Annotated in this window: 16 protein-coding genes and 2 pseudogenes; 11 read left to right on the top strand and 7 right to left on the bottom strand. The window is 55.0% G+C overall.

What is annotated here, in order from left to right:
- The first annotated feature begins 95 nt into the window (after window positions 1–95).
- The 5 genes from guaD to xdhC are packed head-to-tail and all read left to right on the top strand — an operon-like array spanning window position 96 to window position 6,657.
- Window positions 96–1,430: a guanine deaminase gene (gene guaD, locus ACMHLI_RS07420; RefSeq protein WP_413528893.1), complete on the top strand. Its 1,335-nt coding sequence runs from the start codon at window positions 96–98 to the stop codon at window positions 1,428–1,430.
- Complete coding sequence (locus ACMHLI_RS07415; protein WP_413528892.1) at window positions 1,427–2,065, top strand: TetR family transcriptional regulator C-terminal domain-containing protein; 639 nt, start codon at window positions 1,427–1,429, stop codon at window positions 2,063–2,065. Before guaD ends, ACMHLI_RS07415 begins: the two co-directional genes overlap by 4 nt.
- The gene (xdhA, locus tag ACMHLI_RS07410) at window positions 2,062–3,465 is read left to right on the top strand and encodes a xanthine dehydrogenase small subunit (protein WP_413528891.1); all 1,404 of its coding nucleotides are present in this window, start codon (window positions 2,062–2,064) and stop codon (window positions 3,463–3,465) included. The genes ACMHLI_RS07415 and xdhA overlap by 4 nt, the downstream gene beginning before the upstream one ends.
- Window positions 3,458–5,848 carry a xanthine dehydrogenase molybdopterin binding subunit gene (gene xdhB, locus ACMHLI_RS07405; RefSeq protein ID WP_413528890.1) on the top strand — a complete coding sequence of 797 codons (2,391 nt, stop codon included), beginning with the start codon at window positions 3,458–3,460 and terminating at the stop codon, window positions 5,846–5,848. The genes xdhA and xdhB overlap by 8 nt, the downstream gene beginning before the upstream one ends.
- 11 nt (window positions 5,849–5,859) lie before the next feature.
- Window positions 5,860–6,657 carry a xanthine dehydrogenase accessory protein XdhC gene (gene xdhC / locus ACMHLI_RS07400; RefSeq protein ID WP_413528889.1) on the top strand — a complete coding sequence of 266 codons (798 nt, stop codon included), beginning with the start codon at window positions 5,860–5,862 and terminating at the stop codon, window positions 6,655–6,657.
- Here the strand turns inward: xdhC and ACMHLI_RS07395 are convergent.
- Both ACMHLI_RS07395 and ACMHLI_RS07390 read right to left on the bottom strand, forming a co-directional pair.
- Window positions 6,641–6,886, bottom strand: a complete 246-nt coding sequence (locus ACMHLI_RS07395) for a helix-turn-helix domain-containing protein (protein ID WP_413529021.1) — start codon at window positions 6,884–6,886, stop codon at window positions 6,641–6,643. The two genes, xdhC and ACMHLI_RS07395, sit on opposite strands and share 17 nt — an antisense overlap.
- 53 nt (window positions 6,887–6,939) lie before the next feature.
- Window positions 6,940–7,266, bottom strand: coding sequence for a type II toxin-antitoxin system RelE/ParE family toxin (locus tag ACMHLI_RS07390; protein ID WP_413528888.1), 327 nt, complete (start codon window positions 7,264–7,266; stop codon window positions 6,940–6,942).
- Between the two features lie 325 nt (window positions 7,267–7,591).
- On the opposite strand from ACMHLI_RS07390, the gene ACMHLI_RS07385 reads away from it, so the two are divergent.
- Window positions 7,592–8,242 carry an SDR family oxidoreductase gene (locus ACMHLI_RS07385; protein ID WP_413528887.1) on the top strand — a complete coding sequence of 217 codons (651 nt, stop codon included), beginning with the start codon at window positions 7,592–7,594 and terminating at the stop codon, window positions 8,240–8,242.
- 220 nt (window positions 8,243–8,462) lie between these two features.
- Window positions 8,463–9,158 (top strand): GntR family transcriptional regulator, encoded by a 696-nt coding sequence (locus ACMHLI_RS07380; protein ID WP_413528886.1) that lies wholly within the window; start codon window positions 8,463–8,465, stop codon window positions 9,156–9,158.
- A gap of 46 nt (window positions 9,159–9,204) precedes the next feature.
- Here ACMHLI_RS07380 and fetB read toward each other — a convergent pair whose 3' ends face one another.
- From fetB to bcsE, 5 genes and pseudogenes are all read right to left on the bottom strand, one after another.
- Window positions 9,205–9,978: an iron efflux ABC transporter permease subunit FetB gene (gene fetB, locus ACMHLI_RS07375; protein ID WP_413528885.1), complete on the bottom strand. Its 774-nt coding sequence runs from the start codon at window positions 9,976–9,978 to the stop codon at window positions 9,205–9,207.
- Window positions 9,965–10,636, bottom strand: a complete 672-nt coding sequence (gene fetA, locus ACMHLI_RS07370; protein ID WP_413528884.1) for an iron efflux ABC transporter ATP-binding subunit FetA — start codon at window positions 10,634–10,636, stop codon at window positions 9,965–9,967. Before fetA ends, fetB begins: the two co-directional genes overlap by 14 nt.
- Before the next feature lie 141 nt (window positions 10,637–10,777).
- Window positions 10,778–12,421 (bottom strand): cellulose biosynthesis protein BcsG, encoded by a 1,644-nt coding sequence (bcsG, locus tag ACMHLI_RS07365; protein ID WP_413528883.1) that lies wholly within the window; start codon window positions 12,419–12,421, stop codon window positions 10,778–10,780.
- Window positions 12,418–12,648, bottom strand: coding sequence for a cellulose biosynthesis protein BcsF (bcsF, locus tag ACMHLI_RS07360; protein ID WP_413528882.1), 231 nt, complete (start codon window positions 12,646–12,648; stop codon window positions 12,418–12,420). The genes bcsG and bcsF overlap by 4 nt, the downstream gene beginning before the upstream one ends.
- Window position 12,649: 1 nt before the next feature.
- Window positions 12,650–14,196: pseudogene (bcsE, locus tag ACMHLI_RS07355) on the bottom strand (cellulose biosynthesis protein BcsE).
- A 256-nt stretch (window positions 14,197–14,452) separates the two neighbouring features.
- Here bcsE and bcsR point away from each other — a divergent pair.
- The 4 genes and pseudogenes from bcsR to bcsB all read left to right on the top strand — a co-directional run bounded on the left by bcsR (window position 14,453) and on the right by bcsB (window position 20,335).
- The gene (gene bcsR, locus ACMHLI_RS07350) at window positions 14,453–14,662 is read left to right on the top strand and encodes a cellulose biosynthesis protein BcsR (protein WP_413528881.1); all 210 of its coding nucleotides are present in this window, start codon (window positions 14,453–14,455) and stop codon (window positions 14,660–14,662) included.
- 2 nt (window positions 14,663–14,664) lie between these two features.
- Window positions 14,665–15,390: pseudogene (bcsQ, locus tag ACMHLI_RS07345) on the top strand (cellulose biosynthesis protein BcsQ).
- Window positions 15,387–17,999 (top strand): UDP-forming cellulose synthase catalytic subunit, encoded by a 2,613-nt coding sequence (bcsA, locus tag ACMHLI_RS07340; protein WP_413528880.1) that lies wholly within the window; start codon window positions 15,387–15,389, stop codon window positions 17,997–17,999. The pseudogene bcsQ and the gene bcsA overlap by 4 nt, the downstream one beginning before the upstream one ends.
- Window positions 17,999–20,335 (top strand): cellulose biosynthesis cyclic di-GMP-binding regulatory protein BcsB, encoded by a 2,337-nt coding sequence (bcsB, locus tag ACMHLI_RS07335; protein WP_413528879.1) that lies wholly within the window; start codon window positions 17,999–18,001, stop codon window positions 20,333–20,335. The genes bcsA and bcsB overlap by 1 nt, the downstream gene beginning before the upstream one ends.
- Window positions 20,336–20,341 lie beyond the last annotated feature (6 nt).

Here is a 20,341-nt window from a genome sequence, read left to right as displayed (position 1 = left end):
CCAGACGGTCTGACCGAATGGTCAGATTTGGCATAAGCTTTGCAAATATTCTGTTATCAGTCATCAATCAGAATGTTGCAGAAAAGGGCTATGCCATGAGTCAAATCATCACCCGCGCGGTTCGCGGAAACTTCTTTGATATCCGTGAACCGGTATTACACCCGCAGGATCTTGAGGCGCAGGTGCGCTATATCGAAGACGGACTGATGCTGCTGAGCGGCGGGCATATCGTCTGGCTGGGCGAATGGCTTGAGGGTGAGGCAAAGCTTTCGCAGGCGCGGCACACCGACGGTCTGGAAATAGATGATTATCGCGACAAGCTGATCGTGCCGGGTTTTGTCGATACCCACATCCACTATCCGCAAACCGAAATGATCGGCGCCTACGGCGAGCAGTTGCTTGAATGGCTTCAGCGCTACACGTTCCCCACTGAACAGCAATATCACTGCGCGGATTACTCCCGGCGCATGTCGAAATTCTTCATCGAACAGTTATTACTTAACGGCACTACCACCGCGCTGGTGTTCGGCACCGTGCACCCGCAGTCGGTCGATGCGCTGTTTAAAGAAGCGTCCGACATCAATATGCGGCTGGTGGCGGGCAAAGTGATGATGGACAAAAATGCCCCTGACGCCTTGCTGGAAACGCCGGAACAAAGCGAAGCCGATACGCGTAAGCTCATCGCGCGCTGGCACAACCGTCAGCGGCTGAGTTATGCGCTGACGCCAAGATTTGCGCCGACCTCCTCGCCTGAGCTGCTGCAAAAAGTCCGCCTGCTGAAGGAAGAGTTCCCGGACGTCTATCTGCATACCCACCTCAGCGAAAACGTCGCGGAGCTGTCGTGGGTGAAGGAGATGCACCCGGCGCATCAGCACTATCTGGATGTGTATCATCAGTTCGGTCTGACCGGCGAACGCTGTGTGTTTGCGCACTGTTTGCATCTCGATGACAGCGAGTGGGATTGCCTGCACGACACCGATTCCACCATCGCCTTTTGCCCGACCTCCAACCTGTTTCTTGGCAGTGGACTGTTTAATTTGCAGAAATCCTGGGAGAAACACATCCGGGTCGGCATGGGTACAGATGTGGGGGCGGGCACCACCTTCAACATGTTGGAAACGCTGTCGGAAGCCTACAAAGTCGGGCAACTGCAACGTTACCGTTTATCCGCCTTTGAAGCCTTTTATCACGCTACGTTAGGGGGCGCACGGGCGCTGCATCTCGATGACAAAATCGGTAATTTCAATGCCGGTAAAGAGGCGGATTTCGTGGTGCTCGAGCCCGGCGTCAGCGCGCTGCAAAAACTGCGCGCCGCTAACAGCGAAACGCTGGCCGAAAAACTGTTTGTGCTGATGACCCTCGGCGATGACCGCAACGTGTTCTGCACCTATATCGACGGCGAACTGGCCTATGCGAGGGATCCTGCATGATGAACAACGAATCGGTCGGCAAAATCCGCATTGCACGTGAGCGTACGCTGGAAAATATTCATGCGGCGGCGATTGCAGAATTCAGCGAAAAGGGCTTTCAGGGGGCGACCACGCAGGCCATCGCTCAGCGTGCCGGGATCAAAAAAGCCCAGTTGCATTACTACATCGCCGGAAAAGAAGAACTCTACGAAGAGCTGCTGCAAAAGGTGCTGAAAGTCTGGGGTGACATCATCCAGTTCGACCCGACTCTCAGCGAACCGGACGCAGTACTCAGCCGGTATATCCGCAACAAGCTGAACTTCTCCTTTGACCAGCCTGAGCTTTCGCGCATTTTCACCAGCGAAGTGCTGGGCGGCGGCCACTATTTGCAAAAATACTGGCCGCAGGCAACGGCAAACATCACCGGCAAGGAAAACCTGATCCACGAGTGGATCGCCCTGCAGAAAATCCGTCCGCTGGATGCGCGACTGTTCATCATGCACATCTGGGCAGTGACGCAGTATTACGCGGATTTTGCGGTACAGGTGAAGCATATGTACGGCGATTTTGAAGGCGATAACGCGGCGCGCGAGCACATCATTGAAGAAGTCACGACGCTGATTTTGAACGGCTGTAAGAAGGGAGAAGGCGCATGATCCAATTTTTAATGAACGGCAGGATCCACACTGAAAATCTGCCAGCCGACACGACCGTCTTACAGTATCTGCGGCAGAACGCCGGGCGCTGCGGCACCAAAGAAGGTTGTGCGTCCGGCGACTGCGGCGCGTGTACCGTCGTGCTGGCTGAACCACAGGGTGATGCGCTGAACTACCGGACGGTTAACGCCTGCCTGACGTTTATGCCTGCGATACACGGCAAACAGCTGATCACCGTTGAGGATCTGAAACATCAGGGCGAACTGCATCACGTACAGCAGGCGATGGTGGAAAATCACGCCTCGCAGTGTGGTTTCTGCACGCCGGGCTTTGTGATGTCATTGTTTGCTTTAGAAAAAAAACAGCAGGCATTTGATGTGGAACACACACAGCAGGCGCTGTCCGGCAATCTTTGCCGCTGCACCGGCTATCGCCCGATTATGGCGGCGGCGAAAGACATTTGCCAGCAGCCGCAGGCCGATCAGTTTGACGCGGATGCGTTGAATACGCTGCAAAAACTGCGGGCTATTTCTGCCACTGAGCAGCCGACCTGCATCGAACAGCTGGCGCAGTTATTCATTACAGAACCTGATGCCCGTCTGGTGGCTGGCGGCACCGATCTGGCGCTGGAGGTCACGCAACGCTTTCAGCGGCTGCCAAAACTGATGTCCCTCAGCCACATTGATGAGCTGAAACGTATTACGCTGACCGATCAGGCTATTCACATCGGCGCAGCGGCCACCCTCAGTCAGTGTCTGCCAGTTCTGCGTGATGAATTCCCGGAATTCGGCGACCTGCTCGAACGCTTTGCCTCGGAGCAGATCCGCAATCAGGGCACATTCGGCGGCAATATCGCCAATGCTTCGCCCATCGGCGACGGCGGACCGGTCTTGCTGGCGCTGGGTGCGACGCTGCTGCTGCGGCTTGGCTCGCAGCAACGCGAATTGCCGCTGGAGCATTTTTTCCTCGGTTACCGTAAAACGGCACTACAGCCTGGCGAGTTTATCGAGCAAATCCGCATTCCGCGTGCGACGTCAGCGGCGCGTCAGCTGCGGGTGTATAAAGTCTCGAAACGTCTTGAAGACGATATTTCAGCGGTGTGCGCCGCGCTGCACATCGAAGTGCAAAACGGCGTAGTGATCCATGCCCGTATCGCTTTTGGCGGAATGGCGGAAGTGGCGAAGCGTGCGACCGGCTGTGAGGCCCGGTTGCTCGGTCAGCCGTGGCAGACCGCGACAATTGAACGCGCCTGTCAGGCGCTTGAACAGGATTTCACGCCGATCAGCGATTTTCGCGCCAGCCGTGAATACCGCATGCAGGTGGCAAAAAATTTGCTGCGCCGCTGCCATATCGAAATGACCTCTCCTGAAACGCTGATGCGGGTAACTCACTATGTCTGAATCCAAACCTTCACTCTCGCAACAGCAGATGGAAGCGCTGTTCCGCGCCGGTTTACAGAGCGGCGTCGGCAAAAGTCAGCGTCACGAAAGTGCCGATAAACACGTAACAGGTGAAGCAATATACGTCGATGACCGGCTGGAATTCCCCAATCAGCTGCATCTGGTGCCACTGCTCAGCCCGCACGCGCACGCCGATATTGTGCATATCGATACCGAGGCTTGTTACACCGTGCCCGGCGTGGTGCGGGTCATGACTGCAGAAGATGTGCCGGGCAATCTGGATATCGCACCACTGACTCATGGCGATCCGCTGATGGCGCAGGGCTGCGTGGAGTACGTCGGGCAGATAGTGCTGGTGGTCGCTGCCACCTCGATGGACGCCGCCCGCGCCGCCGTGGCGCTGGCGAAGGTGGAATATCAGATGCGTGATGCTGTGCTGACCATTAAACAGGCGCTGGCGCTTGAACATTACGTCGAAGAGCCGCATCAGCATAAACGCGGCGATGCACAGATGGCGCTGGCCTCGGCGAAACACCGTTTGCAGGGTGAACTGGAAATCGGCGGGCAGGAGCATTTTTATCTGGAAACACAGATTGCCTCTGTGATGCCCGGTGAAGATGGCGCGATGCTGGTGTACAGCTCGACGCAGCACCCGACCGAAGTGCAAAAACTGGTCGCCTCGGTGCTGGATTTGCCAATGCATAAAGTGGTGGTGGATATGCGCCGCATGGGCGGCGGGTTTGGTGGCAAAGAAACTCAGGCGGCGGGCACCGCCTGTCTGGCGGCGCTGGCGGCACATCTCACCGGACGCCCGGCGAAAATGCGTCTGGCAAGGCAGGATGACATGCTGATCACCGGCAAACGGCATCCGTTTCACGTCAGCTACGACGTCGGCTTTACAGACGAAGGTGTGATCCATGGTATCGACATCAAACTGGCGGCGAACTGCGGCTATTCGCTGGATCTGTCCGGTTCTATCGTCGATCGCGCCATGTTCCATTCCGACAACGCGTACTACCTCGGCGATGCGCTGATCACCGGCTATCGCTGCAAAACGAATATGGCGTCCAACACCGCTTACCGCGGATTTGGTGGCCCGCAGGGGATTGTGGCGATCGAGCATATAGTCGATCACATTGCCCGCGAGCTGGCGTTAGATCCGCTGACAGTTCGCAAGAACAATTATTACGGACAGGAAACCCGCAACGTTACACATTACCATCAGCCCGTCGGGCAAAACCTGTTGCAGGAAATAACGCAGCAGTTGGAAGAGAGTGCGGAATACGCCGTCAGACGTGACGCTGTCACTGAATTTAACCGTGTAAATCCTTATCTGAAGAAAGGTCTGGCGCTGACACCGGTGAAATTCGGCATTTCATTCACCGCCAGCTTTCTTAATCAGGCGGGTGCGCTGGTGCTGGTTTACACCGACGGCAGTATTCAGCTCAACCACGGCGGCACCGAAATGGGTCAGGGGCTGAATACCAAAGTGGCACAGGTTGTCGCCGAGGTATTTCAGGTAGATATCAGCCGTATCCAGATAACCGCCACCGACACCGGCAAAGTGCCGAATACCTCGCCGACCGCAGCGTCATCGGGGGCCGATCTCAACGGAAAAGCCGCGCAAAATGCCGCAGAAATCATCAAAGGGCGGATGGTTGAGATGCTGATGCGCGTTCACGGCGCGGATGAAAATGATGTGGAATTCAGCAACGGCCAGGTGCGGGTAAAAGATCTGTATTTCAGTTTTGAGCAGGTCGCCACTCAGTGCTGGCTCAATCAGGTGCCGCTTTCCAGCACCGGTTATTACAAAACGCCGAAGATTTTCTACGATCGCAGTAAAGCGGCCGGGCATCCGTTCTATTATTTCTCCTACGGCGCGGCCTGCGCCGAAGTGCTGGTCGATACGCTGACCGGCGAATACCGGCTGCTGCGCGCTGATATCTTGCACGACGTGGGCGATTCGCTGAATCCGGCCATTGATATCGGGCAGGTTGAGGGCGGATTCGTGCAAGGCATGGGCTGGCTGACCACCGAGGAACTGGTGTGGAATGACCAGGGGCGGCTGATGACCAGCGGTCCGGCGGCTTACAAGATTCCGGCAATCGGTGACATTCCGCAGGATCTGCGCGTGAAGCTGGTGGAGAACCGCAAGAATCCGGAAGACACGGTTTTCCATTCCAAAGCCGTCGGTGAACCGCCGTTTATGCTCGGCATTTCGGTCTGGTGCGCGATTAAAGACGCGGTGGCCAGTCTCGCCAATTACTGTGTTCACCCGCACATCGACGCGCCTGCCACGCCTGAAAGGGTGCTTAGCGGAGTGAATCAGCTGCGTTTTTCAGGTGACGTTGTCACTCATGTCGCTGATAAAATGGCCAGCTAACGGAGATTCTCATGCGTACAGATGACTGGGTGAGCTGTTTACACAATTTGCAAACGCGCGCAGAACCCTGCGTGGTGGCCACGCTGGTCGATCAGCAGGGTTCCACACCGCGTGATGCGGGCTGCAAAATGCTGATCACCGCTGACCAGCTTTTTTACACGCTGGGCGGCGGTAATCTGGAGTTTCAGGTCACAGCGATTGCCCGCGAGATGCTGAAAAAGGGTGAACAGAACAGCCGGTTTGAGCGCTTTTCACTGGGTGCCCGGCTTGGGCAGTGCTGTGGCGGAATGGCCTCGGTGCTGTTTGAACCGCTCGGATATCCGCAACCGCAGGTGGTGGTCTACGGCGCAGGCCACGTCGGACGGGCGCTGGTGAACATTCTCAGCACGCTGCCGTGCCGCATCACCTGGGTGGATGCCCGCGCCAGTGAATTCCCTGCGCAGGTCGATGCACAGATTACCTGCATCGTTGACGAGGAACCGGAAGGCACGGTGGCGCAGATGCCTGCGGGCAGCTATTTCATGGTCCTGACTCACGATCATCAGCTTGATTTTGCGCTAAGTGAGCGGATCCTTAAACGCGGGGATTTTCGCTATTTCGGCCTGATCGGCTCAGAGACTAAGCGAAAACGCTTCGATTATCGCTTATCCGGCAAAGGAATTTCGCAGGAGCAACTCACCAGAATGCGCTGCCCGGTTGGATTGCCTGACGTACGTGGCAAACTCCCGGCAGAAATCGCCGTGGCGATCGCCGGGGAGTTTATTGCCGCTTACAGCGCGCACAATACGAAAGTCAGTGAAGTTTCTTAAATTCGAAAGTGCCGCCGAGCGCGACGGCGTAACGGCTGACGGTATTGAGCGTCGGGGAGGCTGTACCGTTTTCAAACCGGCTGATGTTTTGCTTTTTCAGCCCGGTACGCTTTGCGATGTCTTCCTGCGTAAGGGATTCGGCAAGGCGTGTAGCTTTAAGCTGTGCGACCATTTTTTTATGGACCTGAAGGGCGGCGTAAGCGGCGGCGACCTCAGGGTTTTGTAGCATCTCTGCTTTCACCACGCTGAAAGGGATCAGTTCATCGTCGTCATAATCATCTTTCACATTTCATTCCTTTTGATTGTTTTCATGCGTTGTAGTGCCAGCTCCAGATCCTGACGAGGTGTTTTAGCGGTTTTCTTATGCAGAATATGGACGATATAAATCCGCCGACCCTTCATAAAAAAGTAAAACGCTCGGCCAAAACCCTCAGGACTGCATACCCGAAGCTCCCGTATTCCATGTCCGACATACCGGACCTCCGGATCCTGTAAGGCGGCACCATAAATCCCCAACTCGTCAACAGCCTCAATTAGCGCTGCGATCAGCGTGGCGGGCATTTTATCGAGTTCCCTTTGCGCATTGCGGGTGATGGTTACATCGTACACAGTGGCTTTCCTTGCGCAGAAGTATGATTACCTTTCATACAATTTAAAAGTAATCATTTATGATTATTTTTAAACAGGAAGCAGCTTCACATTTTTGCCCGCTTCCTGCGTTTTTTACCGCTACGAAAGGCATTCTGGACAGGTTTTCAGGTTTGTGAATGAGGGTGATGTTTTCCTTCGTGATGTCTCGCAAAAACGTAATAAGGGTGGCCAAAGAACCGGCGAAAAAAATCACAGGGGCGGCTCCGCTCGCTTACAAAGCGTCAAATTCGATGTGCTACAGTTAAAGGGAAATAAACTGGAATGAAAAACGTCAGGAGGCGTAATGACTAAAGTTGCAATCGTGGGAGCACACGGTCAGATAGGCAAACTGATCATCAAACACTTGCGTGCGCAGGGGCTGGAAGCAATCGGCATCGTGCGCAAACCTGAACAGTTATCGCAGATGGAAGCGCTGGGTGCAGACCCTGTGCTTGTAGATATCGAAAATGCCAGCGCGCAAGAACTGGCGAACGGGCTTAAAGGCGCGGATGCCGTTGTGTTTGCCGCCGGCGCCGGAGGCGGTTCTACAGCTGAACGCAAACAGACCGTCGATTACGCGGGCTCTGTCCTTCTGGCGCAGGCTGCGCAGCTGGCAGGGATACGCCGTTATGTGCAGATTTCAGCGATAGGTGTGGATGAGCCGCTCAAGCCGGATACCGACCCGGTCTGGAAAGCCTATGTTGAAGCCAAACGCGATGCCGATATTGAACTTCGCAAAAGCGGGCTGGACTGGACGATCATCCGTCCTGGGCCGTTAACCGATGATGCCGCCACCGGGCTTATCACCTTAAACGAACATGCCGGCAGAGGCGAAGTGACCCGTGAGGATGTGGCGTTGGTGGTGGTCGCCGTATTACAAACGCCGTCAAGCATCGGCAAACAGTGGGAGTTACGCGGCGGAGATACACCGGTCAGAGATGCAGTCACCCTGTAACCCCTCGTCTTCATTTCCCTCCGTTCTGACACTGTCTTCCCGGAAAATCGGGGAGGCAGTGCTTTGATATGTCTCACCGATAAGTGTGGTGAGGGAAATGTGCAGGCTTTGTAACAATCCTGTGCATGATTTACGACTGAAATCCTGAACAAAGAGTGCTAATTTAGTCGCAAATATTGCGTAGAAAGACAGACCTGCATAAGAGGCTATATCCCATTCCATGAGCACAAACACCACAACCGCTAAACAGCTGGAAGTTCAGCGTATTGCCGAAATCCTCTCGAAAGCCATCGGCCAGCAAAGGTTGCGGCCCGGAACACGCCTGGTGGAGTCTCAGCTGGTTGAAGCGCTGGGGGCAAATCGCAACCACGTTCAGGTGGCGCTCCAGCGTCTGGCCATGCAGCGCATTGTGACCATCGAACCCAACCGTGGCGCGATGGTGTCTCAGCCTACCGCAAAAGAAGCCCGCGAAGTGTTTATCGCCCGCCGCGCCATCGAGCGGGCAATTGTCGAAAGCATTACACCGGACGTAATGCGGACTCATCGTCAGCGCATCATCAGCCATATGCGTAACGAACGTGTGGCCACCGCATCAGAAGACCGCCGTGCTATCGTGCGCGAGCTTAGCGAGTTTCATCTGATCCTCGGTGAGATTTGTGGCAATAGCGTACTGAGTGAAATTCTGTCGAATCTGATGGTGCGCAGTTCCCTTATCGTGGCGCTTTACCAGCGTAACGAAGTGCCTTCCTGCCAGTGCGATGAGCACGAAGCGATCATCAACGCGCTGGAAGCGGGAGACACCGCGCAGGCAGCGGAAATTATGCTGGAGCATCTCGACGATTTGGAAGGTGTGTTAGACCTTGATGACGCGGATACGGGAGAAATAAATCTGCGGCAGGTTCTGTCCGATTTGTAGCGATGAGATGATAAATGCGCCCGCAATGGCCGGGCGCAAAAGGGGATTACGAGGATTTCAGGCTGCGCAATTGCGCGCGGTCGTTGTAGAAACGCTGAAAGGCCAGATAACCCGCGATAATGGTCGATAAGCTTGCGGTGCCCAGCAACATAAACGTCACCATTATCTGATATTTGATGGCTTTCACCGGGTCTATTCCGGCAAAAATCAGCCCGGACATCATGCCTGGCAGGCTGACAATCCCGACGGTTTTTGCCGCATCCACGGTCGGGATCATCGCTGCACGAATGCTGTCGCGAATAATCCGACCGGATGCAATTTTTGTCGATGCGCCGAGGCTGAGCATCTCCAAAATTTTTTGCTGATTATCCAGAAAACGCTGGTTCAGATTGCTGTAACACAACCCCACCGCCACCATTGCATTCCCGGCCACCATGCCTGAAATCGGGATGACCTGCATCGGCAGAAACTCAATCGAACCGGTCAGAATAAGTATTGTCAGCGTCAGCGTGGTGCCCACCGTAATCGCGACAAACGAAATCACAAAACCGTTATCAATATTGCGGCTGCGTTTTTTGGCATTCAGCGCGGCATTCACGCAGATGAACAGCACCATCAACACGGTCAGCCAGCCATTATTGAGATCGAATATGTATTTCAGAACATAGCCGACAATCACCAGTTGTACGATCGCCCGCGCTACGCTCCAGATGATGTCTTTTTCCAGCCCGAGTTTTTCTTTGCTGCTGACCAGCAGGGCGACGACCACCAATATCAGCGCCAGCGCCAGGGATTCATTAGTAATATTATGCTGATTCATGAACGGCGTTCTCGTGCGTGGAATGGGATAACGTAATGACGTTTTTTGCGTGGCGTATTTCATTCTGATCGTGGCTCACCCACAGCACCGCGAGCTGTTTGTCCTCCACCAGACTGGCGATAATCTCGTTGATATTTTCTTTGTTGTCTTCATCGAGTGCGCTGGTGATTTCATCGAGCAACAACACGTCAGGCAGGAATTGCAGATTGCGCAGCAGGGCGATGCGTTGTTTCTCACCGCCGGACAGTTCCTGAATATTTTTGCTCAGGATTTCAGGTGAAAGATGCACCCGTTTCAGCCAGGCGCGCAGAAGTGCTTCGTCCACTTTTTTCTGTCTGATCTGATAAGGCAGCGCCAGATTGTCCCGCACGGTTTCGCCAAACAGTGACGGCGTCTGGAAGCAATAGGACACCCGCTGGCGATAAGTCTCCGGTTTAATGCGGCTGATATCTTCACCTTTAAACAGAATCGTCCCGCCGGTCGGGGTTTGCAGCGACGCCATGATTTTTAGCAAGGTACTTTTGCCACTGCCCGACGGGCCGGTAAGCAGGGTGAATTCACCGGGATTAAGGGTGAGCGAGACGGGCTCAAGGAGCGGAGTAGTGTTGAGCGTGAATGACACATCGTTCAGACGGAGTAAATCCGGTGGAGCAGACATGGTGATATCCGGGGGAAGTAATTGAATGTGGGAATAATATCACTATTTAGGGTGATGGCCGCGGGGGCGTTTGAATTCAAATTCAAGGTTTTCAAGTTGAAGTTGAATCTCAACGCCCAGTGTGCGGTGGCCTCCGCACAATCAACTCGGGTACGGTACCCATCCTCCGCCATTCAACCGTATGTAGATCTTCCCCTGATATTCCATCACCACGGCGTTTTCATTCTCTGAAACCAGCGGTGTCTGTGGCAGGTTGGCGCTGAAGGTTTTCCAGTCCATCGACGGACTGGTGAAGACTTTACCGTCTGCGGCGCGGGACACCATTTCAGCGATGGCCAGATAGCTGCTTGGCGCGTCGATCTTTATCGGTGAGGCACTGTGCGGCGCCTGCATTCCGAAGAACTTCACGCCGACCGGGATGTGGGTTATGCCAGGGCTTGGGATATCGCGCAGGCCAGAAATCTGCATTTTATCGCCAACCAGCGCCGCGCCGTGTTCCGGAACCACCACCAGCATCACTTTACGACCTGATTTTTCCAGCTGATCCATAAAAGCATTCAAATTGTTGAGCAGGGTTGTGGCACGGCTGCGGTAGTCGGCGCTTTTGTTGCTACCGACGTAACGGTTGCCGTCGTGCAACGGGATCAGGTTGAAGAACGTCGCAGTACGCGCGGTACCGGCTTTTTCCTGATTCTCCAGCCAGCGGGTGAATAACTGCCCGTCGTTGAAGATAGGCGAACCGTCAAAAGAGGTCAGCTCATGGCCGAGCCCCGCCTGCGACATCAGCGGAGATTTCATGTCGGCGTCATCGCGCAGGTTGCCGATGTAATTACCGAACTCGCCGGTGTGATCCATCGCCAGCTGGGAAGTGAAGCCCAGACGCGCCAGATCGTCGAACAGATAACACTGCTGTCCGGCGGCCTGATACAAATTGTGATGCGATGACTGACCACAGCTGGCGCGCAGCAGGCGGATTGACGCCGGGCCGCTGTAGGCGGTCGCCGAGTTGAAATTACTGAACACATAATCAAAACGCGACCACAGCGGGGAAGTGGAAAGATTAACCGCGTCCAGATCCGCCCAGGCCAGTGAACAGATATTGATAACCAGGAGATCAAAAGGCTGCGCGTCAGCAGGCAGGGCGTCCGGGAAACGTACCGTCCGGCGGCTTTCGTTCTGGTAAAACTGCTCTAAATAGGCGCTGAGGTTGGCATCCGTCGGCGGGCCGTTAACCGTATTCACCGTGCCGGACGCAGCAACCGGCTGTGCGGTGACGGTCGGTTGCACCGCAGCCGTCACCGGCTTTGAGGCCAGGAACGGGGTGATGAGGAAGCTCAGGTTCACCCACAGCAGCGCGGCGACGGTGAAGGTCGTCAGGCGGATCCACTGCGAGACGAACAGATAACCCACCAGCAGAGCGAAACCGACGCCGATCCACTGCCAGTTGATGAAGCGGTCAGCCAGCTCCAGCAAATAGCCCATACTGAAACCGGTAACGTCCGCGCCCTGACTGACAATCGAACGCCAGCCCGGCAGCCAGGTGTCGTGATACAACAATGCCAGCCCGAATGGCAGGGCAGTCCACTGACGCCAGCGGTGCACCCGTAAAGAAGGCAACGGGAATAACAGCGCGGCGGCGAAAATCAGGTTGCCGAGCGCATCAAAATTCAGATAACCCTGCCAAAGCAGGACAAATTTGAGCAAAAAATAGTAGTTCCAGGCGCCGAGACCGCGCCAGGATTGCCAGACCCGCAAACGCGGTGCAGAAGATTGCGATGCTTTCATAATGACGTTTTGGATTTCCCTGTAGCAGGAGAAGCTTCTGCCTGCGCGGCGCGCTGGCGGTGCTTATTGACCATGCTGATAGTGATAGGTGTTAAATAGCGCGGTTTGAAAAAACGTGCGGCCAACTGATTTTTCCAGCGCGGCACACGGCTGCGCAGCGCATAACCAAGCGGGATAAAAAGGAACGCCGCAACAATAAAAATCTCAATGATGTCGCTGATATTCATGTCAGAGTTCCGGTGTCTTTATCACCGGCGCATCACTGATGGCCAGCGTAATGGGAACGGGCTGATGCACCGGGGCGCGTTTCAGCGGTTCGATTTTATGCGCTGTATAGGCTTCGGCAGCCATGACCGGCTGCACCATCGGCGGTTTGGCGGCCAGACGGCGGACTTCGGTCCGGATATCCGTTTCCTGACTCCAGAAAGTCTGGCTGGTAAAAACGTCTTTGACCGGCAGATTGAAGAGAAACGCCAGCACGCTGTCGACATCACTGACCAGGCAGTTGGACAGGAACAGATAAAGATGTTTTTCCGTGACGGTCAGGATGTCGCCGTCGCGGCGCAGCGAACACAGTGACATCGCCTGCTGCGGGTTGATGCCGATGGCCGGTCGCAGGGAGATAAGGATCCCGCGCGATTCGGTCGCCAGAGAGGCATGCGCCCAGATATCTTTCATTACGCTGCAAAACACCGGCAGCGGCAGATAGCCTTTATGGTGCGTGGGTAAACGGCTGTCGAGCAGCACCTCAATATCTTGCGGAACATGGCGGCTGAAGCTGAGGTTTTGCAAATCGTCGAGCAAGGTCAGGAAGTTGGAGAGGCGCGCCGCGTGCGGAACCACCAGATTTGCCCCGCAGGCTTGCAACAAACGCTGATCGATATAGCGCAGCGAGGAGTTCATTTCGCGAATAACGATTTTCAATCCATTGCCGCGTTGTATGCGCAGGCGGTGGATCTGGCGCGCCATGACTTCCACTTCGTCATTGCCACTGAGCGCAAAAATTACCGTTGCCACGCGGGCATGTGCCGCTCGTTCTGCCAGCGCGGCATTATCATCGAACAGGAACCAGCGTTCAGAAAGCGGGGGGCGCCTTCGAGCACCGAGCGTTCCGCCAGTAACATCCACTGGTCATCGCCGGTTTGTTCAGCCACTGACGCGGGAATATTTTTCTGGATTTCCCAGCCGGTTTTTCGCACGCTCAGCGGGTAAAGCGTATTGGCTTCGGACGCAATATTGTCATGCCACCACGACACGGCCCACTGATTCGGTTCAATATTTGTTTTAAGTTCGGCTACTCCGCTTATTTGACGGTGGTATAAATGCAGCTGGGTTTTTAACGCATTAATACCCGCGCCGTAGCAGAGAATAAGACAGGTGCTGTTTTTATTATCGGCTGAGTCGCTGATTCCCTGCATCCAGCGGGTCAGTTGTTTATCGTTTAACGTCAGCCATGAACTGGCGGGCAGCAATAAAATCATCAGTGAGGATTGTGTGTGGCGTATACGATTAATATCCGCCGGTAATGTCAGCAAGGCTTTCTTTCCATTGGCCAGCTGATAATAAAAAATTTGCTTAGGCGTTTCTTTTAAAGCGGTGAAAAGAACGTCATCTTCGGCTAGTTTTTTTTCAGGATCATTGCAAATTAAATTGTGCTCCGAAAACAGAACATTGACCGGTGCAACGCCTTGCTGTGCCTCAAGAACTTGACCGCATAAACGATACGCCGCCTCCTGGCTGTCCGCATTGACCCAGTAAAAACCCCGATTTTGCATTTCCGCTAATCCATTCCAGAATTGCGTCATGCCCAATGAAAAGGAGAGTGCCATAGAGTTAATCTGCTTATATTCATTTTCGACGGAAACCCGCTTGGGACACTTTGATAAATGTGAGTATAATAAATTCTATCATTGCTACATTAAATAATCATAAATCTTCACAATAATGTTTGATACTAAAAATCCTAAAGCCCCGCTGAAATTTGGCGGGAGCAGAGCGTCAGTTTTTGAGTGAATGCAGGGAGGGGAAAGAGTGAACGCCAATATTATAGACTCAGACGAATCCGAACCGGGTAAAGACGATGATTTCTTTGCACTGAGTCACCTTTTTTCTGTCTCCGAATTAAATTATGTCGATATCGCCCGTAAAGAAAAAATTCCGCAGCTGATGTCACGCTGGCCATTACTGGCCGAACTGGCAAGACTTGATGAACTGTCGTCCCCTGACGCGGAGAAAAAATAAGTATGGCTGTTATCGCGTTACAGGGTTTTCGTGGAGGGACCGGCACCACGTCGGTCACTGCCGCGCTGGCCTGGGCTCTGGCACAGTTGAATGAAAAGGTTCTGGTGATCGACTTTTCACCGGAAAACATGTTGCGTCTGCATTTTGGTATGCCGTTTGAGCAGGCACGCGGATGGCGATCTGCCCACCGTGCCGGGGATGCATGGCACAAGGCAGCGATGCGTTATCACTCCCATCTGGATTTTTTGCCCCACGGTGACGTTTCGCCTTCAGGCGTTCAGGTTGACGACTTCGACTGGCCAGCGGCCATCACGCAGCTTAAAAATACCGGTGTGTATGACTGGATCCTCATCGACTCGCCGTCTGCGGATCCGCTCCCCGCACAGTAGGTGGCTGACAGCACGTTGATTTTGCTCCATGCCGACACACAGTCTCACGTCCGTTTGCATCAGCATCCGTTGCCGCAAAATGGGCGCTATCTGGTCAATCAGTTCATCACTTCCAGCCAGTTGCAACAGGATATTTTGCTGTTGTGGCAGGAGACGCTGGCGCCGCTCGTCCCGACGATTTTGCATCGTGATGAAGCCATGGCGGAGTCGCTCGCGGCCAAGCAGCCGGTGGGCGAGTGGAATGCTAACAGCAAAATCAGCCGCGAATTAAATACGCTGGCGAGCTGGTGCTTACTGCATTTGCGCAGCAAAAACGATCCGCGGAGTGCCAGAGTATGAGCCGCCTGCTGAACCTGTTGCTGTTGCCACCGGTGATGTCAGCATTGCAGGCGCGTTATCGTCAGTACCGGAGCCATCACGCATCACGCAGCGCTGCCGCCGTCATGGTGTTTTGCGTTGCCGCGGGCTGGCTATTCTTACGCTTTGAATCGCCTTCATGGCAGCGCGTCATTGCACAACGTACGCGCTGGTATCCGCAGATTTCTGCCGAACACCCGAAGTTCGCTGACCCGTTGCGCTATGTGCTGCAAAGCCTGTGGCTGCTGGTCATTCTTCCCTCTAACGGTGTGCGTGAACGTTTTACCTACGTGCGCTGGCCGCAACAGCTGCGTGACAAAATCTATGGCTGGCTGGAAACGCTGCCGGTTCAGGTGGAGCAGAATCCGCTGGAGGCGCGCGTCATCCGCCGTGTGAGTACGCTCAATCGTGCGGCGAAACGAGTACTGATGCTGCTGGCCGGTATTGTGGCGCTGGTTCTGGCGATGTTTTGTATTTCGCAGCCGTTCGGTTACACGGCGCAGTTTGTTTTTGTGGTGCTGCTGTGGAGCATCGCGATGCTGATCCGCCGCATTCCCGGACGTTTTCCGGCGCTGATGATGATCGTTTTGTCGCTGACCATTTCCTGCCGCTATCTTTGGTGGCGTTATACCTCGACCCTCAACTGGGACGATCCTCTGAGCCTGACCTGCGGCTTGCTGCTGCTGTTCGCCGAAACCTATTCATGGACGGTGCTGGTGCTGGGCTACATCCAGACCATCTGGCCGCTGAACCGTAAGCCCGTGCCGATGCCTGTCGATGTCTCGACGTGGCCAACCGTTGATCTGATGATCCCCACTTATAACGAAGACCTCAGCGTAGTCAAACCGACGCTGTATGCCGCACTGGGGCTGGACTGGCCACGCGACAAGCTGACAATCTACCTGCTTGATGACGGCAATCGTCAGGAATTTGCCGATTTTGCTCATGAGATTGGGATTAAATACATCGCCCGCGAAACCCACGAGCATGCTAAAGCGGGAAATATCAATCATGCCCTGAAACAGGCGAAGGGTGAGCTGGTGGCGATTTTTGACTGCGACCACGTGCCGACCCGTTCTTTCCTGCAACTGACGGTCGGCTGGTTCTTCAAAGACAAAAAACTCAGCATGTTGCAGACGCCACATCACTTCTTCTCGCCGGATCCCTTTGAACGTAACCTCGGGCGCATGCGTCGCACGCCAAACGAAGGTGAGCTGTTTTACGGGCTGGTGCAGGACGGCAACGATCTTTGGGATGCCAGCTTCTTTTGCGGCTCCTGTGCGGTGCTGCGGCGCGATGTGCTCAATGAAATCGGCGGCATTGCGGTCGAAACGGTGACCGAGGATGCGCACACCTCGCTGCGGATGCATCGCCACGGCTACAGTTCGGCGTATATCCGTATTCCGCAGGCGGCCGGGCTGGCGACGGAAAGCCTGGCGGCGCACGTCAGTCAGCGGATCCGCTGGGCGCGCGGTATGGTGCAGATCTTCCGTCTGGATAATCCGTTGTTCGGCAAGGGGCTGAAACTGGCGCAGCGACTGTGTTATGCCAACGCCATGATGCACTTTCTGGCCGGTATTCCCCGCCTTATTTTCCTCACTGCGCCGCTGGCGTTTCTGCTGATGCATGCCTATGTGATTTACGCGCCGGCCTTTGCTATCGCGCTTTACGTGCTGCCGCATATGATCCACGCCAGCCTGACTAACTCCCGCGTGCAGGGGAAATACCGCCACTCCTTCTGGAATGAGATCTATGAAACCGTGCTGGCCTGGTATATCGCCCGGCCGACCACCGTGGCGCTGTTTAATCCCCATGCCGGGACGTTTAACGTCACCGCCAAAGGAGGGCTGAATAAGCATGCCTACGTGGACTGGAAAATCAGCCGACCTTATCAGGTGCTGATGCTTCTCAATCTGGCCGGGCTGTTCTTCGGTATTTATCGCATGATTTACGGCCAGGCAGATGAAATGCTGACCGTGCTGGTGAGCATGGGCTGGGTGATTTACAACATGATTATTCTGGGAGGCGCCATTGCCGTGGCGTTTGAATCCAAGCAGGTGCGTCAGGCGCATCGCGTCGAAGCCAAAATGCCCGCCTCCTTGCTGCGACCTGATGGCCACCTTTATGTCTGTACCGTACAGGACTACTCCGACAACGGCGTCGGGCTGGAAACCGACAGCGCCAGCTATTTTAATGCTGGTGACAATGTCACTTTAATTCTGCATCGCGGTTTGCAAGAATATGCTTTCCCGGTGCAGGTCAGCCGGGTGTTCGGTAAAAGCATCGGTATGCAGTTGCAGCCGTTAACCACACAACAACACATCGATTTCATTCAATGTACGTTTGCCCGGGCAGACAGCTGGGTATTGCGTGAGGACAGTTTCCCGGAAGACAAGCCAATGGAAAGTCTGCGGGAAGTGCTGGGGCTGGGTATTCGCGGTTATTTGCGGATGCTGGATATCGCCCCTCAACGCTACCGTCCGCTGGCCGCGAAAACCCAGTCGGTTGGCAGCTGGCTATTGTCTTTTGCCCCACGTAATCCGCCGCTGTCCGTTCAGCCTGATGAATCAACCCTGATGATGACAAAATAATGAAAAGACTTCCTTTGACGACTTTTGTGGCCTCTGCGCTGATGACGCTGGCTTTGGGATCTGTGGCACCCGCATTCAGCGAGCCTGCTCCGGTCATTTTACCTCAGGCGGACATCAGCACACCTCAGGTGGCGTTGCCGATGGTGGCGCCTGCGGTTAATCCGATGATTATCCCCGGCGCGCCGGTGCGCAGCCTGACGTTGCCGTTCGCCGATGTGGCGCCGACGCCGGGCGCGATTACTTTGCGCGGCATTCAGCCCAACGGACAGATTGAATTCGGCGTGCGCAGCGATGAAGTGGTGACGCAGGCGACGCTGAATCTGGAATTCACGCCGTCGCCGTCGCTTATTCCGGTACAGTCGCACCTCAAGGTGTATCTCAACGATCAGCTGATGGGCGTGGAAGTCATCGATAAAGAACAGCTTGGTAAGAAAAACCACCTGCAAATGGCGATTGATCCGCGCTACGTCACCGACTTCAACCGCATCCGTCTGGAGTTCATCGGCCATTATCAGAACATCTGTGAGAACCCGGCCAACAGCACGCTGTGGCTGGAGCTTGGCAAGGGCAGTTCGCTCAGCCTGCAATACCAGAAGTTACCGCTGAGTAACGACCTGGCACATTTCCCGGTGCCGTTCTTCGATGCGCGCGACAGCCGTCCGTTGGATCTGCCGATGGTCTTTGCGGCGTCGCCGGATGCCACACAACAACAGGCGGCGGCTATTCTGGCCTCGTGGTTCGGTACCAAGGCGCAGTGGCGTGGTCAGTCGTTCCCGACGCTGTATAACCAGTTGCCGGACAGCCACGGGGTTATTTTCGCCACCAACGATAAGCGTCCTGATTTCCTCAAAGATCTGCCGCCGGTGAAAGGACCGGTAGTGGAGATGATGAGTCATCCGGATAATCCGTACGTCAAAATGCTGCTGATCCTCGGTCGCAATGATCAGGATTTGCTGACCGCTGTGAAAGGGATTGCGCAGGGTAATATCCTGTTCCGCGGGCAGACCGTGGGCGTGGATAAAGTCGATCAGATTCACGCGCGTCAGCCTTACGATGCGCCAAACTGGGTGCGTACCGACCGCCCGATGAATTTCGGAGAACTGAAACAGTACGCCGAGCAGCTACAGTCGGACGGTATTCAGCCGAACCCGATCACTCTGAATATTAATCTGCCGCCGGATCTGTTCCTCATCAGCAGTTCAGGCATTGATATGCGGCTCAAGTACCGCTACACCTCGCCGCAGCTGAAAAATACTTCGCGGTTGAGCATCAGCCTGAATAACCAGTTTATGCAGGATCTGACGCTTAAAACCGGTCACGATGAAGATTCACAATTGTTGCATCTGTCGCTGTTGCAGGGGCTGCTTGATGGCAGTAAAGACCTGAATATTCCGGCGCTGAAACTCGGTACGGTCAACCAGATGCGCTTTGATTTTGATTACACCTCGCTGCTGGCGAGCGGCACAGAAGGGCGCTGCGAAACCTATACGACAGTGCCAAATCACGTAGTGATCGACGACAGCTCGACCATTGATTTCTCCGGTTACCGTCACTTTATGGCGATGCCGGATCTGCGCGCATTTGCCAACGCCGGTTTCCCGTTCAGCCGGATGGCAGATTTGTCCCAGACGCTGGTATTAGTTCAGCCGCAGCCGCAGCCGGTGCAACTGACCACGCTGCTAAATGCAATGGGGAATATTGGCGCGCTGACCGGTTATCCGGCACTGGGTGTCGGCCTCACGGAAGATGCAGCGAAAGCCAAAACGACAGATGCTGATTTGCTGGTGATCGGCGCACTGCCTGCCGATTTACGTGATGACAGCATGCGGGATGACAAGAAAGCCAACCTGCTGATTAACGCCGCACGGGATGCTATCAACACACCTATTCGCCAAACGCCGTTGCCGGATAACACCGCGCCGGCCAGCGACGCCCGCGTCGATGCCAGCGCGCAAATTACCGCGCAGGGGCCTATTGCCGCGGTAGTCGGTTTACAGTCACCGTATTTCGATCAGCGCAGCGTGGTGGCCCTGATGGCCAACGGTCAGCAGGGCTTCGACATGCTGAACACGTCATTGCAGGATGCCAAACAGCGCGCGCTGATTTATGGCTCCGTGGCGGTAGTGCGTGATTCCGGCACCAACAGCCTGCGCGTCGGCGATACCTATTACGTCGGGCATCTGCCGTGGTGGGAGCGCGTCTGGAATGCGCTGGCCACCCATCCGGTTTTACTGGCCTTTATGGCCGTGATCGTGGTGATTCTGGCGGCTATTCTGCTGTGGACCGGCCTGCGCACGTTAAGCCGTCGTCGCCTGCACGAAGACGATCAGGAATAAGCGTGT

The sequence above is a fragment of the Rahnella inusitata genome (genome assembly GCF_965118895.1).
Classification (GTDB): domain Bacteria; phylum Pseudomonadota; class Gammaproteobacteria; order Enterobacterales; family Enterobacteriaceae; genus Rahnella; species Rahnella inusitata_A.
This window is presented reverse-complemented; position numbering and strand designations above follow the sequence as displayed.